The sequence below is a fragment of the Brevibacillus sp. MER 51 genome (assembly GCF_023714195.1).
Classification (GTDB): domain Bacteria; phylum Bacillota; class Bacilli; order Brevibacillales; family Brevibacillaceae; genus Brevibacillus.
Genome location: NZ_JAMAUS010000009.1, coordinates 220,818 through 239,707 on the forward strand (window position 1 = coordinate 220,818; position 18,890 = coordinate 239,707).

18 protein-coding genes are annotated in these 18,890 nt (G+C 48.3%); 5 read left to right on the forward strand and 13 right to left on the reverse strand.

Translation table 11 applies throughout. The features are described 5' to 3' along the window. The first annotated feature begins 66 nt into the window (after window positions 1-66). Both M3630_RS20205 and M3630_RS20210 read left to right on the forward strand, forming a co-directional pair. Window positions 67-1,266 carry an iron-containing alcohol dehydrogenase gene (locus tag M3630_RS20205; RefSeq protein ID WP_251253280.1) on the forward strand — a complete coding sequence of 400 codons (1,200 nt, stop codon included), beginning with the start codon at window positions 67-69 and terminating at the stop codon, window positions 1,264-1,266. A 94-nt stretch (window positions 1,267-1,360) separates the two neighbouring features. Further along, complete coding sequence (locus tag M3630_RS20210; RefSeq protein WP_251253281.1) at window positions 1,361-2,476, forward strand: aminopeptidase; 1,116 nt, start codon at window positions 1,361-1,363, stop codon at window positions 2,474-2,476. 141 nt (window positions 2,477-2,617) lie between these two features. Here M3630_RS20210 and M3630_RS20215 read toward each other — a convergent pair whose 3' ends face one another. From M3630_RS20215 to M3630_RS20235, 5 genes are read right to left on the reverse strand one after another with little or no spacing between them, the layout of a single operon-like run. Then, on the reverse strand, window positions 2,618-3,733 hold the full coding sequence (locus M3630_RS20215) for a sensor histidine kinase (RefSeq protein WP_251253282.1): 1,116 nt from the start codon (window positions 3,731-3,733) through the stop codon (window positions 2,618-2,620). 41 nt (window positions 3,734-3,774) lie between these two features. After that, window positions 3,775-5,937, reverse strand: a complete 2,163-nt coding sequence (gene vanT, locus M3630_RS20220) for a serine racemase VanT catalytic subunit (RefSeq protein WP_251253283.1) — start codon at window positions 5,935-5,937, stop codon at window positions 3,775-3,777. Beyond that, window positions 5,924-6,721 (reverse strand): M15 family metallopeptidase, encoded by a 798-nt coding sequence (locus tag M3630_RS20225; RefSeq protein WP_251253284.1) that lies wholly within the window; start codon window positions 6,719-6,721, stop codon window positions 5,924-5,926. The genes vanT and M3630_RS20225 overlap by 14 nt, the downstream gene beginning before the upstream one ends. A 3-nt stretch (window positions 6,722-6,724) precedes the next feature. After that, on the reverse strand, window positions 6,725-7,777 hold the full coding sequence (gene vanG / locus M3630_RS20230) for a D-alanine--D-serine ligase VanG (protein WP_251253285.1): 1,053 nt from the start codon (window positions 7,775-7,777) through the stop codon (window positions 6,725-6,727). A gap of 5 nt (window positions 7,778-7,782) precedes the next feature. Next, window positions 7,783-8,664, reverse strand: a complete 882-nt coding sequence (locus M3630_RS20235; RefSeq protein WP_251253286.1) for a M15 family metallopeptidase — start codon at window positions 8,662-8,664, stop codon at window positions 7,783-7,785. A 144-nt stretch (window positions 8,665-8,808) separates the two neighbouring features. Here M3630_RS20235 and M3630_RS20240 point away from each other — a divergent pair, with 144 nt between their 5' ends. Further along, window positions 8,809-9,756 carry a helix-turn-helix transcriptional regulator gene (locus M3630_RS20240; protein WP_173610697.1) on the forward strand — a complete coding sequence of 316 codons (948 nt, stop codon included), beginning with the start codon at window positions 8,809-8,811 and terminating at the stop codon, window positions 9,754-9,756. Window positions 9,757-9,820: 64 nt separating this feature from the next. Further along, on the forward strand, window positions 9,821-10,342 hold the full coding sequence (locus M3630_RS20245) for a DinB family protein (RefSeq protein WP_251253287.1): 522 nt from the start codon (window positions 9,821-9,823) through the stop codon (window positions 10,340-10,342). Here the strand turns inward: M3630_RS20245 and M3630_RS20250 are convergent. Continuing rightward, window positions 10,339-11,115 carry a DUF169 domain-containing protein gene (locus M3630_RS20250; RefSeq protein WP_251253288.1) on the reverse strand — a complete coding sequence of 259 codons (777 nt, stop codon included), beginning with the start codon at window positions 11,113-11,115 and terminating at the stop codon, window positions 10,339-10,341. The genes M3630_RS20245 and M3630_RS20250 overlap by 4 nt on opposite strands. 207 nt (window positions 11,116-11,322) lie before the next feature. On the opposite strand from M3630_RS20250, the gene M3630_RS20255 reads away from it, so the two are divergent. Then, window positions 11,323-11,883: a hypothetical protein gene (locus M3630_RS20255; RefSeq protein WP_173610700.1), complete on the forward strand. Its 561-nt coding sequence runs from the start codon at window positions 11,323-11,325 to the stop codon at window positions 11,881-11,883. Window positions 11,884-11,962: 79 nt separating this feature from the next. On the opposite strand, the gene M3630_RS20260 is transcribed toward M3630_RS20255, so the two are convergent. The 7 genes from M3630_RS20260 to M3630_RS20290 are packed head-to-tail and all read right to left on the reverse strand — an operon-like array spanning window position 11,963 to window position 18,794. Beyond that, a complete protein-coding gene (locus tag M3630_RS20260) occupies window positions 11,963-13,474 on the reverse strand; it encodes a VWA domain-containing protein (RefSeq protein ID WP_251253289.1) in 1,512 nt (503 codons plus the stop codon). Continuing rightward, the gene (locus tag M3630_RS20265; RefSeq protein ID WP_251253290.1) at window positions 13,467-14,141 is read right to left on the reverse strand and encodes a Tad domain-containing protein; all 675 of its coding nucleotides are present in this window, start codon (window positions 14,139-14,141) and stop codon (window positions 13,467-13,469) included. The genes M3630_RS20260 and M3630_RS20265 overlap by 8 nt, the downstream gene beginning before the upstream one ends. Next, the gene (locus M3630_RS20270; RefSeq protein ID WP_173610703.1) at window positions 14,142-14,543 is read right to left on the reverse strand and encodes a TadE/TadG family type IV pilus assembly protein; all 402 of its coding nucleotides are present in this window, start codon (window positions 14,541-14,543) and stop codon (window positions 14,142-14,144) included. 34 nt (window positions 14,544-14,577) lie between these two features. Further along, window positions 14,578-15,300 (reverse strand): hypothetical protein, encoded by a 723-nt coding sequence (locus M3630_RS20275; RefSeq protein ID WP_232774444.1) that lies wholly within the window; start codon window positions 15,298-15,300, stop codon window positions 14,578-14,580. A 23-nt stretch (window positions 15,301-15,323) separates the two neighbouring features. Then, the gene (locus M3630_RS20280) at window positions 15,324-16,178 is read right to left on the reverse strand and encodes a hypothetical protein (protein WP_251253291.1); all 855 of its coding nucleotides are present in this window, start codon (window positions 16,176-16,178) and stop codon (window positions 15,324-15,326) included. Between the two features lie 15 nt (window positions 16,179-16,193). After that, window positions 16,194-17,330 (reverse strand): hypothetical protein, encoded by a 1,137-nt coding sequence (locus M3630_RS20285; protein WP_251253292.1) that lies wholly within the window; start codon window positions 17,328-17,330, stop codon window positions 16,194-16,196. A 30-nt stretch (window positions 17,331-17,360) separates the two neighbouring features. After that, entirely contained in the window at window positions 17,361-18,794 is a 1,434-nt protein-coding gene (locus tag M3630_RS20290; RefSeq protein WP_251253293.1) for a vWA domain-containing protein, read from the reverse strand. Window positions 18,795-18,890: the final 96 nt, after the last annotated feature.

Consider the following 18,890-nt stretch of genomic DNA (forward strand, 5'->3'; position numbering starts at 1 on the left):
CTCTTTTCTTTTGTTTATGATAAACTTGTCAGTGGTACAACCAATACGTGAAAGAAGGAATTTCAGATGTTTCCATTTGAAGTGTCTTTTCCTACCAAAATTTACTTTGGCATGGGCGAACTGGAGCGTTTGGGCCAAGAAGCAAAATCGATGGGCCAAAAAGCATTGCTCGTCACAGGCGGCAATGCGGCCAAACGTACAGGACTTTTGGACCGCGCCAAGGCTCTGTTGCAGGAAGCTCAAGTGGCGTATCTTGTTTTTGACAAAATCGAACCGAATCCGCGTACGGCAACGGTTGATGCCGGAGCTGCTCTTGCTCGTGAGCATCAGTGTGACTTCATCCTCGCTATCGGTGGCGGCTCCGTGATGGATGCCTCCAAAGCGATTGCGGCAGCAGCCGTTTCCGGACGCCCGATTTACGATTACATGCGGGGAAATCCGAGCGGCTCTGGTCAATTGCTGGTACCTGTTCAGGAAGCACTGCCGATCATGACCGTTCCGACAGTAGCCGCTACAGGTTCGGAAGCAAACCATATCAGCGTCCTGACTCATTGGGATACGCATGAAAAATCTTCGATCAACGGTCCAGCACTTTACCCGAAGATTGCCATTCTTGACCCGTCTGTGACCTTTACCGTTCCAGCTCGTGTCACAGCGGAATCTTGCGCGGATATCTTTTCTCATCTGTTTGAAAACTATTTGATCAGCGCGGAAGGAACCCACGTTCAGGACGGGATTTCCGAAACACTCATTCGCCTTGTCGTCGAGCACTCCATCACAGCGATCCAGCAACCAGACAACGCTGAAGCACGATCAACCCTTTTGTGGGCGAGCACGCTGGGCATCAGTCCCTTCGCTGCTGGCGGTCGCGGTGCTGGCATGCCGTTGCACGGAGTTGAACATCCGCTGAGCGGAATCTACGATATGGCTCACGGTCGCGGACTGGCGATCCTGTCCCTTCCATATTTCGAACAAGTGATATTGCAAGATCGTCCCGAGAGACTAGCCCGTATGGGACGTCATTGCTTTGGCGTTACCGTGGAGGACGAAGGCGAAGCAGCACGAGCAACGATTGAAGCCGTTCGCCATTGGTATGAGCGCATGGGAATCACAGAGCGTCTGTCTGACTTCGGTGTGACCAAACAATCGCTGGCCCAAATGGCCGAAGAAGCGGTTCGCATCGGCGGACGCGGAATCGGGTATCTGCCTAGCTCACGAAAATTGAATGAAGCCGATGTCATCGCGATCTACGAGGCTTGCCTGTAATTGAGCATCAAACACACTGGCGAGCCTACGTTCAGTTATGTAATAATACAAATTAATCATTAATCAAAATTATTTTACTACGGAGGTTACCACCATGGCAGATCCACGCATTAATGAACTGGCAAGCCGTCTCGTCCGTTACTCGCTTAATTTGCAAAAAGGCGAAAAAGTTCTGATCGAAAATACAGGCCTGCAACCTGAACTCGTTCGTGCACTTGTGCGTGAATCATTTGCAGTTGGGGCTCTGCCTTTGGTCACCTTGAAAGACCAGGAAGTCATGCGTGCACTCTATCAAGGCACGAGCGAAGAACACATGGCTCTGATGGCAAAATACGAGTATGACCGGATGAAGGACATGGACGCTTACATCGCCATCCGCGCTTACGACAACATCAACGAGTATGCCGACGTACCAGAAGACAAAATGGGCATTTACGCTCGCGTCCTGTATCAACCTGTACATACGAACGAGCGCGTTCCGAACAAACGCTGGGTTGTACTGCGCTACCCGAACAAGTCGATGGCGCAACTGTCCAAAATGAGTCTCGAGGGCTTTGAGGACTTCTACTTCTCCGTCTGCAATCTGGACTACGCGAAAATGTCCGCTGCCATGACTCCGTTGAAAGAGCTGATGGAGCGCACCGATCGCGTACGCATCGTCGGTCCAAAAACAGACCTGCGCTTCTCCATTAAAGGAATCAATGCCATCAAGTGCGACGGCAAACGCAATATCCCGGATGGCGAAGTATACACCGCTCCTGTGCGCGATTCCGTAGAAGGAACGATTTTCTACAACGCGGCATCAATCTACAACGGCATTACCTTCAATGATGTGCAATTCACTTTCAAAGAAGGCAAAATCGTGGAAGCGACCAGCTCCAATACCAAAGCATTGAGCGACATCCTCGACACGGACGAGGGCGCACGCTATATCGGAGAATTCGCGATCGGCTTCAACCCGCACATCCTCCACCCGATGCTGGACATCTTGTTTGACGAAAAAATCGCGGGCAGCTTCCACTTCACGCCAGGAAATGCTTACACAGTTGCAGACAACGGCAACCGCTCCTCCGTTCACTGGGACTTGGTCCAAATCCAACGCCCTGAATACGGCGGCGGCGAAATCTGGTTTGACGATGTGCTGATCAGAAAAGATGGGCGCTTTGTGTTGCCAGAGTTGGAAGGCTTGAACCCGGAGAATTTGATTTAAGTGCAGTGAATGAAAAAATGGGTTAGGGAATGAGGTTCCCTAGCCCATTTTCTATCTATATCTGTGAAAAACAAACAAATCATTAACGTGACACGTGATAAATGGAATTACGGCTCTTACTTGGTCTACAGAAAGTCGTACTCACTGACTTTCTGGATAGCCCTTGCTTCCGTTTGGCAACCTGATCTCAAAACATGTACGAATCAAATCACTTTGAACAGAAATCGTTCCCCGATGCTTCTCGACGATATTTTTGGCAATATACAAGCCGAGCCCTGTGCCTCCCCCTTGATGCGTTCGCGCTTTGTCGCCCGTAAAAAACATTTCAAAAATATGCGGCAGCGCCTCCTCAGGTATTTGGTCACCGTAATTCAAGATTTGCACAACCACTTCATCGCCCTCGCGATAAGCGTTCAAATCGATAAAGTGACCATCGCCCCCATAGCGTATCGCGTTGGTCAGAATGTTCTCAAATACGCGCGCCAAAAGCTCCCCATCTCCCACGATCACTAATTGAGCCGCAATTGTACACCGCGAGACCAGCTCATTTTTCTCAAAGGAGGGATACATCTCTTCATTTAACTGGACAAGCAATTCACTCAAATCAATAACCTTTTGCTCGATGTTGACCATGCCATAATTCATTCTCGTAATTTCGAATAGCTCATCAATCAGCTTTTCCAATCGTTGCGACTTGGTAAAAGCAATCGTCGCATAATGCCGCATCTGTTCTTGTGACATCTGCCCATCTCGCAAAACTAAATCTAAATAACCCAGTACGGATGTCAGTGGTGTACGCAAATCATGCGCGAGATTCAAAACAAGCTGATCCTTGCTGCTTTCGGCGAAATCTCCTCTTTCTACCGCCTTTTGCAGCATCTCGCTTGCTTGATTGATATCCTTGGCAATATCTGCGAACTCATCATTGGATGGAATATGGACATGCCTTGTAAAGTCTCCACTCGCGAGAAAATGAATGCCCGTAGAAATCTCCCGAAAGTAGCCAGCATATCGTTTGGTCAGGAGATAGAAAAACAAGATCGCGATGGGAGCAAAGACAATCAAAAAGAAATTGATATCCCCCATCTCCCTGATGAATTGGCGAACCTGGGCGAGCCGATCTTCGTACTTAACCCCCGCCTTATAGTAAAACTGGAGCACTTTATAGAGCAGATAGGTTACGATACCGGCCAGAAGCATGCCAAGCCCAAGAAGCCCAAGCATTTTGGCACGAAAACTATGTCTCCTCTTCACCATGGAAAAATGAACCACTCCCTACACTCGTTTTCGTCCAAGGCTCAATCTTGATAGACTCTTTTGACACGTTCTCCCAAACGGCTGACCAGCTCGTTCGTAATGGTTTTGCACTGTTGGGCCATTTCCTCAGCAGTGATCTCCTCTTCTTGATCTCTGCCGATAAAGGTCACCATATCTCCTTTTTGCACTGCTTCCATATCTGTAATATCTACAATAAGCTGATCCATGCAGACAAAGCCAAGAATCGGTCGCCTTTTTCCTTTGATCAAGCAGGTAGCCCCCGCTTGTGACAGCATGCGTGGAACCCCATCTGCATATCCGATGGATACGATGGCAATCTTACTGTCTTTCTGCGCTGCATAGGCACGTCCATAACCCACGGATGCTCCTTTTTCCACTTGTTTCACCTGCACAACTCTGGCTTTCAGTGATAGCACAGGTCGTAAGTCGATGCTCGTTTTCACCTTGTCTTCCTGCTTGCTCAACATTCCGTAGAGAGCGATCCCAATCCGAGCATAATCGTATTGCAGCTCCCCATAATTCAGCACGCCGTAACTGCTTTGAACGTGCAGCTTCTGTGGATCGATCCCTTTTTCTTTCAGCTGTTCGATCACTTTTTGGAAACGGGCGATTTGATTTTTCGTGTATGCGACATCCGAAGCTTCCAAACTGTCAGCCACACTCAGATGCGTAAAGGTACCGCATACCTGCAAATTTTTATATCGATACATGGCCGCTATTTTTTCCGCGTGTTCCCAAGATTCCCCGAGTCTTGCCATCCCCGTGTCGATCTTGACATGAACAGAGATTTTCACGTTGTAGCCGCTCAGTTTTTGGGCATATTCGTCATCTACTACGGTTTGCGTCAGTTTGAAACGGGCGATTTGGCGTATCCGACAATCATCGGTATAGCCAAGCACCAGAATCTCCCCTTTTACGCCCTTCTTCCGTAGTTCGATTCCTTCATCGATTGTGGCAACTGCGAAGTGATCAATTCCGAGCTTGTTTAAGAACCTCGCGATTTGCCAACCGCCGTGGCCATATGCCTGCGCCTTTACGACTGCCATCATCGAACAATCCTTGGGAAGAACCCGCTGGATTTCCCTGACATTATGCTGGAGATGAGGAAGATGGATATCAGCCCATGCTCGCCCGGTTTGATCTGGTTTCCCAACTCGAAAGCGCCGGATCACCTTCATCATCTTAATCGCCATCACCGAGAGAACAAACGACAGCACTGTGACCAGTGTAAAATGCACCAAGATATTATCAACAAGCGGCCCTGTCAGTCCCGTTACTTTGGCTGCTGCGCGAATGAGCACAATGCACAGCGGATGGATGACATAAACATACAGGCTCAGCTTTCGTAACGTTGGGCGATTTTTGCCTTTCCAGAACAATAAAAGTTGAAAGAGAAAATACATGCACGGTATCAAAAAAATATACATACTATCATGGCGTTGCAGCTGATAAGCATGCAAAAGCAAGCCTTCCATTACCAGCATGCTTCCGAACAAAACAAACCCGATGGCATACGGTGCGACCTTTTTCTTTTTCCGTCTGCGGGTATTGGCAATCATGCCTCCCATGACAATAAACACAGGGGCAAAAAATATGCCGTTCCGCGTGTAATCAAACAAAGTAAACATTGATTGATAAATGCTATCCACATACGAACTCATCTGTGCCAAGCCAAAGTAGCTGTCTCCCAACAGCCCGATGCCATACAGCAGCAAGGTCACCCAAAACGTATTCCATGTCGACATTCTTGTATACAAAAAAGTACTGATACACACCCCCAGCATGATGCCAGGGAAATACCACAGATGATACAAGGTCCCGTTAAACAAGAGATCTTTCACTGCTGAAAATACAGTAAATCCATCCGTGAAGTACCCCGTATACACATTCACAGGAAGATAGAGAAGGATCGAAAGCAAATATAGCTTTCCTACTTTCCATAAAAACTGCTTTAGCATAGACTCATTTCTGTCGCGATCTGTGCCAAGCTTTTGCAGGAAGAAAAATCCTGTGCACATAAAGAAAAACGGAACCGCCACCCTGGCTATTGTTCGTGTCAGTGTAAAGTCAGCCCATTCACTTATGGACAGTAGCGGAGAAGTATGGATTGCGATGACAAGAATCGCCGCAATGATTCGGAATTGATCCAGCCCACCATACTGCTTTTCATTACCCGCGTTCATTACGTTCCTCCTGATGAAACACCGTAATGATAAAGCCATCCACGTTATTTCCCGATATTTCGTAGCTCTCACCAGCCACAACTGGGATGTGCGTAACTGTATCGGTAGCTTTTACATAGTAGATTTCAATGCTCTCATTATCTACTAGCAAATGCTCCTGATAGAATTCGTAGTTTCTCACATACTCGATATACTCTTCCAGACAAAGCTGGAGCTTTTCCATCAAAACAGCATGCGGATAGCCCACATACCGAAAATGCCAAGGCTCATCCGAAATCCCTGTTAGCTGTTCCTTGTCTTTGTCGTAGCGTTTGATAAACCCATATTGACTGGCACGTTGGCGAAACATTCGGCATACGCCATGGTCGGGAAAAGAAGGGCAGATAAAATCGATTACTTCCTTTTTCTCCCCAACATCTATCGCAAGCCCTGTCTGATGCTCGCTTTCATTCGGGCGCGCTACATATTGACTGGTAAACACCTGTCCATTTTCGAGCAGGGATTGATCATAAATATCCTTTTGTTCCGCCTTGCTGCGAAAGCCACTAACAGGGACAATCGTATGCTCTGCGTCGCAGGCTTTCAGCAGCTTGGCAAACATCTGGGCAGCCGTGTTTTCCATCATCATATTGCTGTGTGCTCCGTCAATCAGCCGCATGCGGTTCAGCAGGATACCGTCGTCTGTTTGCCAGCGGATCGGATACTGGCGATTTACCAATATCAGATGGCCGTGATGCAAATTGTCGCTGTTCAACGTAACCGTAAAGACATGAGATTGTGTCATCGGTTAGTCCTCCTCCAACGCTAGCATAATCAACGTATCAAGAAGCTCTTTATAAGAAATCCCCGCAGCACGCAGCATGCTTGGATACCTGCTCTTCGAGGTAAAGCCCGGGATCGTATTCACTTCGTTAAACACAATATCTCCGTCTGGTGTGACAAACATATCCACGCGAGCAAAGCCACGACAGCCAAAAACCTGATAGAGATGGGTGGCTGTTTGCTTGATTTTATAAGCGAGTTCGTCGTCGATTCTTGCTGGGACATGGATATGGGCAGTCTCCAATGAGTACTTTTCTGTGTAATTGAAGAAGCCTTGGAGCAATTCGATCTCATCCACTTCCCCCACAATGACCTCACGATTTCCGAGTACCGCGCAGCCCACCTCGAATCCCGCGATGTTTTCCTCGATGACCACTTTTTCATCATGCAAAAGGGCGTTTTCTATCCCGAAGAACAATTCTGATGGGCTGTATGCTTTCGTAATCCCAATGGAGGACCCTGCCTTTGCCGGTTTGACATACAAAGGGAATCCCAGTGGTTCGGTGGCAGCTTGAACAGTTGCAAGGTCCGTATTTGGATAAACGGTAACGGATCTTGGCGTTTTGATACCGGAGCTTTCCGCCAGCGTGTGGGCAATATCCTTATCCATACAAATCGCGGAGGATAGCGTATGACAACCGACAAAAGGAATTCCAGCGAGCTCCAAGAGCCCTTGCACCGTTCCATCCTCTCCGTTTTTGCCATGCAAAATCGGGAATACCACATCAACCTTTGTGACCGTCATGGCGCCGTTCTCCTGTGCAACAATTCCCCGCACTTGTCTGCAAGGAGAGAGAAAGGCAGGCACACACTTCTCACTTTGATGCCAACTGTCATTCCGAATGCTTTCGATGTTGCCGGTATATCGAAGCCATTGCCCTTCCCTCGTAATTCCTAGCAAAATCACCTCGTATTTTTCCAGACACAAGCTCTCCAGCACCGAACTCGTAGATTTAAGGGATACTTCATACTCCGAGGAGCATCCCCCAAACAAAATCGCGACAGTCAATTTCCTCATTAGATTCACTCCTTCTGTTCCTCGTTGACGTAGCTTGTCACAATCACGCCGCCCATGTTGTCACCCGAAATCTCATAGTTCCTCGAAATCGGTACATTGATCGTCATCTCTTGATCGACAGGGTAGTAGTTAATTTCGTAGATCTTCCCATCGTTTGTCACGGAGATACTTCTTTTTTCTCGTAGGTAATCCAGGTATTCTTCCAGCGAGAAGTTATTCTGCTTCATGATCGCGCTATGCGGCAAACCGACATATCGGAAGTGCCAAGGCTCGAATACCGTTCCTGTAATGGCTACCTTGTCCTTTGGGTAGCGCAAAATGAAACCGTATTTCCAAGAATGATCTTCTAACCACTTGCCTTCAGGGGCGTGCTCCATTTTCATTTGCGTCGATCCAATATCCAGCGCGGAACCTACATTGTGTTCGCTATAACCGCTTGGCATCGCGATCGCTGGCCCCATTTCTTCATACAGCTTCTCTTGTTCTTCCTTACCTCGATAACCGCTGTTCAGGATAAAGTGACTCACGTTATCTTGTTGCGCAGCTTTGACCATCTCCAAAAATTCTTTGGCTACACGCTCCGACACTTCGAGTCTATGATCGAGCAAAGTATAGCCTTGTAACAGTTCTTCATGCTCAGACAACCGAACCACATCGTTTTTTACCCCTGCCCCATGAACCGGATAGTCTTTATTGACCAAGAGAAGGTCTCCCTGATAAATTTGATCTTTTGTTATTTGTATCGATTGGTACTCCACACCCACACCGGTAGCCTCTCCCACTGTTTCGATATATCCGCCATCATTAGGTGGTCCTTCTGTTATTTTTTGAAAAACGATATATCCGAACAGCGCTAAAATGACAAGCCAAAAAACCCTCTTTTTCATTGACAGCTTCCTCCTTCACTTACACATGTAGGATAGGGAAAACTGTTAAAATAAAAAGTAGGGTAAATCTAAAATAATTTTAAAGAAGTCCATTCATTTTTATAAAGTTGCTTAACTGGATAGAGAGGAGGTCAACAGCCTAGCATGAATAAAACAGACCGTCTGTTGGCGATCGTTCTGGAACTGCAGCGAAAAGGTACGCTACGCGCAGAAGATTTGGCCGCGACTTTCGAGACGAGCGTCCGGACGATTTATCGTGATATGCAGGCATTGAGCGAAGCCGGCGTCCCCATCGTTGGGGCACCGGGTCAGGGATATTCGTTAATGGAAGGGTATTTTCTGCCGCCCGTCAGCTTTTCCGTAGAAGAAGCCGTTGCACTCTTAATCGGAGCAGACTTGGTCGAGCAAGCATTTGACCAAAACTTTGGAAATAGCGCAAGAGCCGTACAACGCAAAGTCGAAGCGATCCTGTCGGAGGATGTAGGCGAACAAACCAGACGTATCCGTTCAACCTTTCGCCTCGTAAGCCCCAGAGCAAACGATCTGCGCGAACAGGAAAAAGCGCACGCGCAGCTCCTCCACGATGCGATCATTAGTGAGCAGAAGGTGCGGTTCCGCTATCGGAGGGGCACGCCTGGGGAGGGTGATGATCGTGAAACAGTTCGTGATGTTGCTCCATATGGTCTCGTGCTGGTTCGTGGTTCTTGGATACTTCTCGCGCATTGCGATCTGCGACAGGATATTCGTCGATTCCGCCTGTCACGCATGAGCGGGCTGATCGTTTTGGAAGACCGCTTTATCCTCCCTGACCATTTCCATTTTGCTGATTACCAGCCTCTCGACGATCGGTCACTGGAGGTGCAGATCGTCATCAGCGCAGCTATCGCTGATCGGGTAAAGGAATCGGGCAATTTTTTTATCGAAGAGATTACGGAGCATCCGGACGGCATTCTCGTTAGATTGCGCGTCAGACAAATCGAAGAAATATTGTCTTGGGTACTTGGGTTGGGGGCAGATGCGGTTGTTCTTACGCCTGAATCCTTGCGCAGCCGAATACGCGAAGAAGCCAAAAAATTATTCGAACGCTACTGACATACTGCTGTCAGTAGCGTTTTCATATGATAAAGCAAGAAAACCAAGAGGAGCTGATTCGCCCATGAATACAAAAGAAATCGTAACCAAATTCGAAGACGTGACAAACCACTATCTGCATGAACTAGAAGGCTTCACCATGGAACAACTCTTGCAAAAACCAAGTGAAGAGGAATGGTCGATCGGTCAAATGTACCTTCACTTGATCCAATCTGCCCGGTATTTTCATCTGGGAAATGTCGAGAAGTGCAGACAAGGAGGACCTGCTGTCACCGAAGCAGGTGCCCAAAAATCCGAAATCGGGCAGACGATATTTGCTCAAGGCTCCTTGCTTCCCGTTCGCGTGAAAGTCCCTGCCTCCCCTGAGTACACACCTGCACAACCAGAGAGTAAGGAGCAATTGCGTGATGGACTCATCAGCGTGCTCGCACAAATGAAAGAGCTGGAACCGACTCTGGACGAAATTCCTGTGCATCACACGGTGGCTCACCCAGCCTTCGGTTCGCTGACCGCAAAGGAATGGTTTGCCGTGGTAGAAATGCACTATCGCCATCATCTGCTCCAGCTCAACCGACTGAAGGATTAGTTTTTTTCTCCAAACATCCCAGCAAGCTTTTGATAGGTCGGCGGAAACTCAGCCTGATAGCGCAAGAAGGACGGGATCGGGTATCGGATTCCGCCTTTTTGCGTTCCCGCTAATCCCTCCACCAGCTCGGCGGCATCGCGGAAATGAAAGCTGAAGGCCATCTCATGATCCTGTGTCTGGGCAAACAATCTGTCGCCATAACACGGTACGATCACTTGCGGCTGTCCCGTCTGGATCGGCTTGATCGCAATGTCCGCACAGTCGGCCCGACTGGAAAAGGTGGACGGAATCGATCCACCGCGCTTGTACAGCATCCCCGCCACCAATCGCATGACCTGAGCCGCATTGCCGTAAATCACGACGACATCTGGCTCAATTTCTGCCCGATCCAGCGGAAACGATACGTAGTAGCCGCTTTCTTCTACTGAAAATTTCGGGACATCCTGCTCACTTTTCGCCCCATTTTCCAATGAATCTGTATACATTCCACAGGCGAGATGTCCCTCTGTATAAAATGCTGGCTGCTCTTCATAGCCAAAAGCCACCTGGGCGATTGGACAGGACAGATCGGCTCCATTCATTGCGATGCTCCAGCCATAACGCCGTGAAAAACCGACAGCTTGGCAAATGGTTATCGGATAACCCAGATCACGGACAGGTCGCTTTGCCTTTGACGGCAGAGCGGCTTCTTCTTTTCGAATGCTAACTCCTACGGGAAAGGTCTCTGTCCTCACATACATTTGAAGCGCTTGATTCAGCTCGATGGTGTTCATTCCATTTGCCCCCTCGTTTTTCATATACATTGCTCATACTCCGAATTTTTCGTCTTTTTTACCCAAAGTCCTGTCACTCCCTACATTTTTCTCAAAGCTTACAACATCGTAAGGTAATGGAAAGGTTTATCGATAGGGAGTCGAAACAATCCCTGTTAGGATAAAAAATGATTACACGTATTACTTGGGATGGCTGGAGGGTTCACAATGAAAAAGTTCGCATGGCTGGGCACGGCGCTTCTCGTCTTTCTGTTAATGGGATGCTCCTCCAGCTCACCAGATGCAGTGCTAGGGCTCGGAAAAGACGAAGCGGCGCAAATCGCTGCAGCCGCTGTTAGACAATATTATCAGGTGGATGTCGATACGACTGATCGGGAAATCACGCTGGAGGACCCAACCAATTCGGTATACAGAGGAGTCCCTGTTCACGCCATACTGAAACGCGAACCTGTGAACGGCGATGTACATGGGTTTCACGCGATCATCGAACCGAGATCAAAACAAATTCTTTCCCTGTCGATTGACGTTATTGGAATAAACGGAGAAGTGGCGACAAAAACGATGACAGAAGCAGATTTGGAAAAGACGGCATCTGATTTTATCCGCTCGAAAAACCTGCTTGCTTCAAACGACTTCCAATTGGTGAAAGCTTCTGACGCTCATTCCAATGACGCCAAGCGTTACTTTTATTACACAGATGGCCTGAAAGACGTGGCAATCGGAGTGGACCCTGGCCTGAAACAGGTCGTTACGTTCACGTATGATTGACGCACCCTCACCCTTTCCATTTACAGTGGGTTCTCCGTTGCGACAAGCAGTCGCTTTTGGTACGGAGAACCCATTGCTGTTAGTTTCCACTGTATTTATCCTCAATTTCCTCTCTCATTTCCTGATAGGTCTCGGTTGTGAGACTCACCAAGTAATTGGTCAGCTCTTCCTTGGACTGTGTAGCCAACGCTTCTCTTTCTTGCCTTTTCCCAGTAAGATACTCCCTCGCTTCATTGCCAATCTTGCCACTTGCAGACAAATACTCGATCGCCATTCCGATGTTCAGGCTCTCCCGCCAGTTTTTCTCGTACCAGTCCCGGTCGTAAGCATCCACCCATTTTTTGCGGTCGATCAAGACAGCGTCTGCTTCCGTCAAAGCATCTCGTTTCCACTGCTCCCACTTCTGGGCAATTTCTTTCGCACGTTCCAGCTCTTGCTTGAACTGCTCACGGTTCGTCACATTTGCATACAAACCTTCTGAAGCGTGGGCAATCTCTTTCAACTGCTTCTGCCCTTCTGCATTCACGTCAAAGCCGATGACGTTTAGCAACGGCATGATTTTGGACTGGGACAATTCCTTGGCTACTGCCACTGGATTGCCATCACATGTCTCGATACCGTCACTGACCAGATAGATGACATTCGTATTTTTATCCGCTTCGAATCCCGCCAAATCCTCCTGAGCGAGACGCAAGGAGTGCGCAATGGATGTCCAGCCTGTCGGCTCAAACATGTCAAGTGCTTGCTCAAGACCTTTTGCATCGTAGGCTTGCAATGGATAGACCATCTCACTGCTGCCGCAGGAAAGCTGCTTATGCTCATCTGCATTGCTGCCCTTATGTCCATACACGCGCAGCGAGATTTTCGCCTCTTCAGGCAGTGCTTCCGCGAATTCCTGGATCGCTTCCTTGGCGAGCTGCATTTTCGTTTTGTCCCCAATTTTCCCAGCCATGCTGCCACTTGCATCCAGGATGATTTCTACGTTGAAATTTTCCCGAAACTGAAAGCGGGCGTCCTCGATGTCCGGACTTCCATACGAAGCCATTCTCCAGCGGTCTACAACCATTTGGGGACTGAGGTAATCTTCGGCGAAAAGGGTGAGCAATTGATTCCAGTACAAATCCAAGTAAGCATCATTCATCCCGTCGACCAGGGTAGGCATTTTGTCCAAAACCTGTATGATCTCAGCTCGATGCGGATAAGCTGCGTGGAAAAATTGGGTGCCAGCAAGCGGTCCGGGCTGTGAAGCAATCAATTCCTGTGTCGTCTGCGGCCATTGATTTTGCCCGAGCCCTGTACCCGCTCCTACTGCACCCAGAGAACAACCGGTAAGCAGAAGCATGATCAAGATGCTGTTGATCAAGAGCGACATCCGCATTTTGGTGTTACGCATTCGGTCATATCCTCCTTGCCTTGTTGCCTTGTTGATCAGATCGCCGCGTTTTTCTTTCGGATGAACGCCAGATGGTTTCTTTTGATAAAAGGCATACCGATGGCGAGGATGAGCAGCTGCAACGGGAACTCTTCTCGATAAAATGAGCCAATGATCGTAGCGGGTACGATCAGGGCGTAGAAGTAAATCATCATCCAAGAATAGGGATCTCGATGTAAAACCAGTCATTTACTTCATCAATAAAATCGATCCGTCTGCTTTCGCCTGTTTGGTAGATTTGCTCGGAATAGGCAGGAATGAAGTCAAAGCCCATCGATTCCGATTCGTACTTTACAGAAGTTGTTACTTCAATCCGATTGTCACTGTTGAACAATTTGACAGACGAACCGCTGAGCGTTGCATGGTTACCCGACAGCACTTTGGCAACCACTCCAGGAATTTGGCTGGCCGCTTTGCGCAACCCTATACTTACATACACCTGCAACTCAGCATCTCCTGGCAATGCGCTGCTTAATACCGAGTCAATCGCACCGTATTCAATCTCGCTATGAGACCAATCGGGGTGCGATGCTCTCAGCTGGCTCCTGGCAACTGCTAGTCTGGGATCGAGATAATTTTCGTCATAATACCGTTTGGGTGACAAATCATATATTTTAATAGCCGCATCCATCTCATCATAAATATCCTTCACCGCCGCAATGCTCGCCTGTTGCGCACTGTTCGACGCCTGCTCCTTGTCTACAAAAATGGTCGAAAAGTTGAAAAGCGCAACAAATACCAGCATGAAGATAAACCAGTAAATCGTCAGGGTGAAGATCGTCATATTTCCACGTTCATTTTGCAAGTGACGCAGTATACGTACCATCTAGTTCATCACCCTGCTCTTCATTTCCCGATCGAAGGAGATATATCGGTCTTCCTTCTCGATATATAGCCAGTCAGGGAGAAACGCCAGTTCCATCTGTACGCCGACCTTGGCAGTAAAATATCCGCTACCATTCCCCGTGATATCACAATCATTGAAGGAAATGTAGCCTCCTGCCGCGTTCACCACGTTTTTGGCAGCTTGCATGGCTTCTCCCGAATTCCCCGTTATGGCGTACACCTTCGCCGCCTCATTTGCCGCCGACTGAGAGATAATTACGCCGTAGACACCCACAAGAAACTGCCAGCAAATCAGCATGATCAGAAAGACGAACGGCAGTATGGCGATAAACTCTACGGTGACCGAGCCCTTTTCATTGGAAACGATCTTCTTCAGGCGCATTCTTCGCTCATCTCCTCTCGAACTTATTTGCAAGCTACCTTTCATCGAGCAGCATTCCCCCTGCTACAGCTGCTTCCGCTCTTGCCGCCTCATCCTTCCATTTATTCACGTACATCATGAACATGACCGCAAAAAACGGAAGAACAATCACATTGAGCAACAACTCAATAAACATAACCGCCCCGAAGGTTGCCGTAATAGACGTGACGAGGAACAAGCCCGCCAAACTGATTAGCCATTCCACCACACTCACCATTAGCAACAGGCCAAAGATTTGGAAGAAATGCTTTTTGCCCATTTCCATGGCAGCCCGCCAAGAGCGCCAAGCCGATTGTTTTTTCAACACCACAAAAAACGGCGTCAAATAGAACAAGACCATAAGAATCAACCCGGGTATCATGAACAGCATCATTCCTGAAGAGACAAGAAAGCTAAACACGATCCCAAATACGAATACGGAAAAGCTGTGTTCAAAAAAAGTCCGAAATGCCTTTCGAATCGGACGCTCATCGCCGTCCAGATCGCTTTGGACATACTGGGCGAAAGGAATCTGGAGGATCAGCAAAAACAGAAGAAGTAAAAACAGATTGAAAAAGCTTGCGACGAATTTGGCGCCCGTAATCGCCGCAATCAAATTCAGGTAGTTCAGCGTAAAGTTGTGGATGATAAAAAACGGAACCACGAGCACGGCGGACAAGAGCAACAAAGACTCGATATTCCGTGCATAAAAACGAATGCTTTCTTTGAAGGGATGCATATGGGTTTCTCTCACCTTTCCTGTTAAGGGTTTCTCAGTTTATCCATCAGCCCGTTTTCCAGGATGGTCATATTAAGCTTCTCGTGGGCCTCCCGCAACTGTTCAACCGAATGGAAAGACTCATGTTTCCCTGTCGTATGCGTCTCAAAGCTTTTTACGGATTCATCGGCAATATTTCGCAGTGTTTTGTCTTTGTAAACAGAGAGCAAGTCGTACAGCTTTTTTCGTTTTTGCTCCTGTACCCGATCCAGTTCTACTCGATTGGATTGGAAAAACTGGTAAAGCCGATCCACCGAGTCTTTGATCAGCACCTGCTTGCGAATGCGATCATACAAAATGTAGTCGGACTCAAATAACACATCCCGCAATGCCGTTTCTTCTCCGGCGATGACGTAATTGCGCGCGAAAAATTGATTGAGCAGGTCCATCCCTCGAGCATAAATGGCACGCAGCTGGTCCCGACTTTCCATCATGGTTTTGCAAACGTCGATCAGCTTCTCTGCATCTTGCCGAAGCACCGTGTCCATCTTATCCTGGCAGCTGGGCAACAGCGCCTTCAGATACTCGTATTTTTGCTCGTACATCTCGATCGGCTTCTCTTTATCAATGGCCAGATTGTTCTTAATCTTGCGCCCCGCATGTGCATGCACCAAAAACAGTTTCACGACAGGCTCTGCTTCCTTGCGACGAACCACTTCACCATCCGGTCGCAGAACCAAGTACCCGACAGCGTCTTTTTTTCCCCATCTCCAGTACGCTACATGGTAGTAATATTGTCCATCTACGTAGGCCGGGTAATTATACAGCTCCGTCCTCTCTAAAAAACGCTTATGCCGCTCGATCTGAGCCTGTATCTGTGGTGTATTCACGACTTTCATAGCAAAGGACCTCCGTTACGCAAATAAGGATTTCACCCAGCCAACAGCTTTTCCGACCCCATCCCGGATTCCACGGGTAATCGCTCCTCCGGCTAGCTTGTCAGCGTACTTCACGAGTTTGCTCAATCCCCACAAAACCGCACCAGTGACAACAAGCACACCACCTACTGCCTGCCCGCCTGGTATGACGGAAGCAATGACCCCTGCGTCCATCAGCACACTGCCGAAATTACCGACTCCATCCACGAATTTTTCATTTTGTGTAGCTTCATTCTGGCTTGGATCAAACGCCATGCCAAAGCTTCCAAATGTATCAATAACATCAAACGGAAGGCTGATGGCTGCTATGCCAACATTCAAGCCTTTCACGATTCCCGGCATTCTGACGCCAGATGGATTTGCCGAATTCGTGAGCTGACCGCCTTGGAAAATATCCCGGAAGCTGTTATTCGGCAATTGCGCCAGCACAAACTGATAGTTAGCCCATGCGTTCATTCCGTCGAGTGTATCAACACCCATGCCTGTTACAGTACCTACATACGGCGTATTCTTGAAAGCAAGATCAAGGCCTTTTATGGCCAGGTCTCCCATTAACATGCCTTTGCCCCGAAGTCCCGCTGCCATATCTACTTCGCCGTTCATCAGCAAATCAGCGCTGTATGCCAGCGTACCGCCCATTACGTCTTTGAACGTCCATTTGACTGCACCGTATCCCAGCGTCTCCGTCATCGGCTTCGAACCGTCAGAGTTTGCGCCGGGTGCCTGCATTTCTATATTCGTTGTCGGGGCGGTTGCGTTTGGCGCTTGCGGGTTCGGTTGATTGACATTCGGCGCTTGCAGGTCCGGTTGATTGACGTTTGGAGCCTGCAGATTTGGCTGCTGCCAGTTCGGTGCTTGAATGTTCGGTGCCTGCAGATTCGGCTGCTCCCAGTTCGGAGCCTGCACATTCGGCTGTTCCCAATTGGGCGCCTGCATGTTCGGCTGTTCCCAATTTGGGGCCTGCATGTTCGGTTGCTGCCAATTTGGCGCATTGTAATTCGGCGCTTGCAGGTTAACAGATGATGCCAGAGCCGCAAGCGGAAGCAGATTCATCAAAAGAATCAGAAAAGCAAAGGTAGCCGCTGCAATTGGGCCTCTAATCCATTTCCTCACTTCACAAACCTCCTTTTGGAGATTTCGACTTTAGTTCGTTTTCGTATTCTGCGTAAACTTCTTGTTGATCGCATTCACGGTTTCCTTATAGGATTTATCGTTCAAGGAATCCAGAAAGTCCTCCAATTCGTCCGCCTTTTTCTTGGCTATATCCTTCTGTTCGTCCTTCATGGTTCGGAGACGATTGGCCAGTTCATCTGGAATCATGTCATCCGCACCCATGGTCGTAATGGCAGAATTCATATTGTAGCTTTCATCGCCAGCAATGATTCTCCAGTCTGCTGCGAACGAACTGATGTCTGTCTTACGTGATATGCGCGTGTCAAAAGCCTGATAGGACGCATCTGCTTTCCACTTTTTCCATTTGTCTGCAATCTCTTTCCCACGATTGAATTCTTCCTGCAGTTCTTTTTGATCCTGAATCAGGACGTAGCGACCTCCTGCTGCCTTGGCCACTTCTTTTAACTGTTGCTGCCCTGGGCCGTCCACGCCAAAACCAATTACGTTAATAATCGGAGTAATCGCTGATTGGGAAAGTTGTTTTGCTGCTTCGGCTGGGTTTCCGCCGCATGTTTCGATACCGTCGCTAACCAGGTAAATCATATTGGTGTTTTTGTCCCCTGAAAATTTGCTCAAATCCTTCATTGCTTCCTGCAAAGAGTAAGCAATCGGGGTATATCCCGCAGGCTGAAACTGATTCAAGGAACTCTGCAATTTTTCTTTGTTGTAAGGCTGCATTCCGTATACCAACTCACTGCTGCCGCAGGAGAGCGCTTTATCCGACTCTTTCCCGCTGCCCTTATGTCCGTATACACGCAGAGCTACATTGGCCTGTGGCGGCAATGATTCAGCAAAGGCTTTGATGGCATCTTTGGCAGCCTCCATCCTTGTCTTGCCGTTCGCCATTGCACCCATGCTGCCACTTGCGTCAAGAATAATCTCCACATTGTAGTTTTCCTTGTACTGGTAGCGAGGATCTTCGATTTCCGGACTTCCGAAATAATCCAGCTTCATATCATCAATAATTTGTTGCGGATCGGGATAGCTCTCCGCGAACAACCCCAAGAGGGCAAGGTAATACAGATTCGCGATTTCTTCGTCTGGATTTTCAATATAAGGGAATTTCTTTAATTCCGTTTCTACCTCTTCCTTGTTGTCGTCATACGACTTCCCCGCAAAAAGCCCAGGAGGAGTGTTCAAAAAATCCTCTGTTGTTTCCCGTTTTAGCAGGGGGCCAGCCTTTACCATTGCCTCCAGCGCTTTTATTTTTTCTTCTCTGCTCATCCCGGTGTTCGTTTCACCAGTCTTGTCTGGAGGCTGTTGTGTTTCTGTGCCTGATGGAATAGAGGGTGGCTGCCCATCCGTGGTCTGTGGAGTTTCCGGTTGATTTCCTGCCTCTTGAGAACACGCCGTTAGCAGGCTAAAAAGGAGGATGGCCGCAATAATTCCCTTCACAAATCTCATCGACTGCTACCTCCTGTTTCCTACAGATTTACTATGTATGTGTGGCGGTGAAGGAAAGCCCTTCACCGCCAACTTTTCCAATGTTTGTAACCAAAC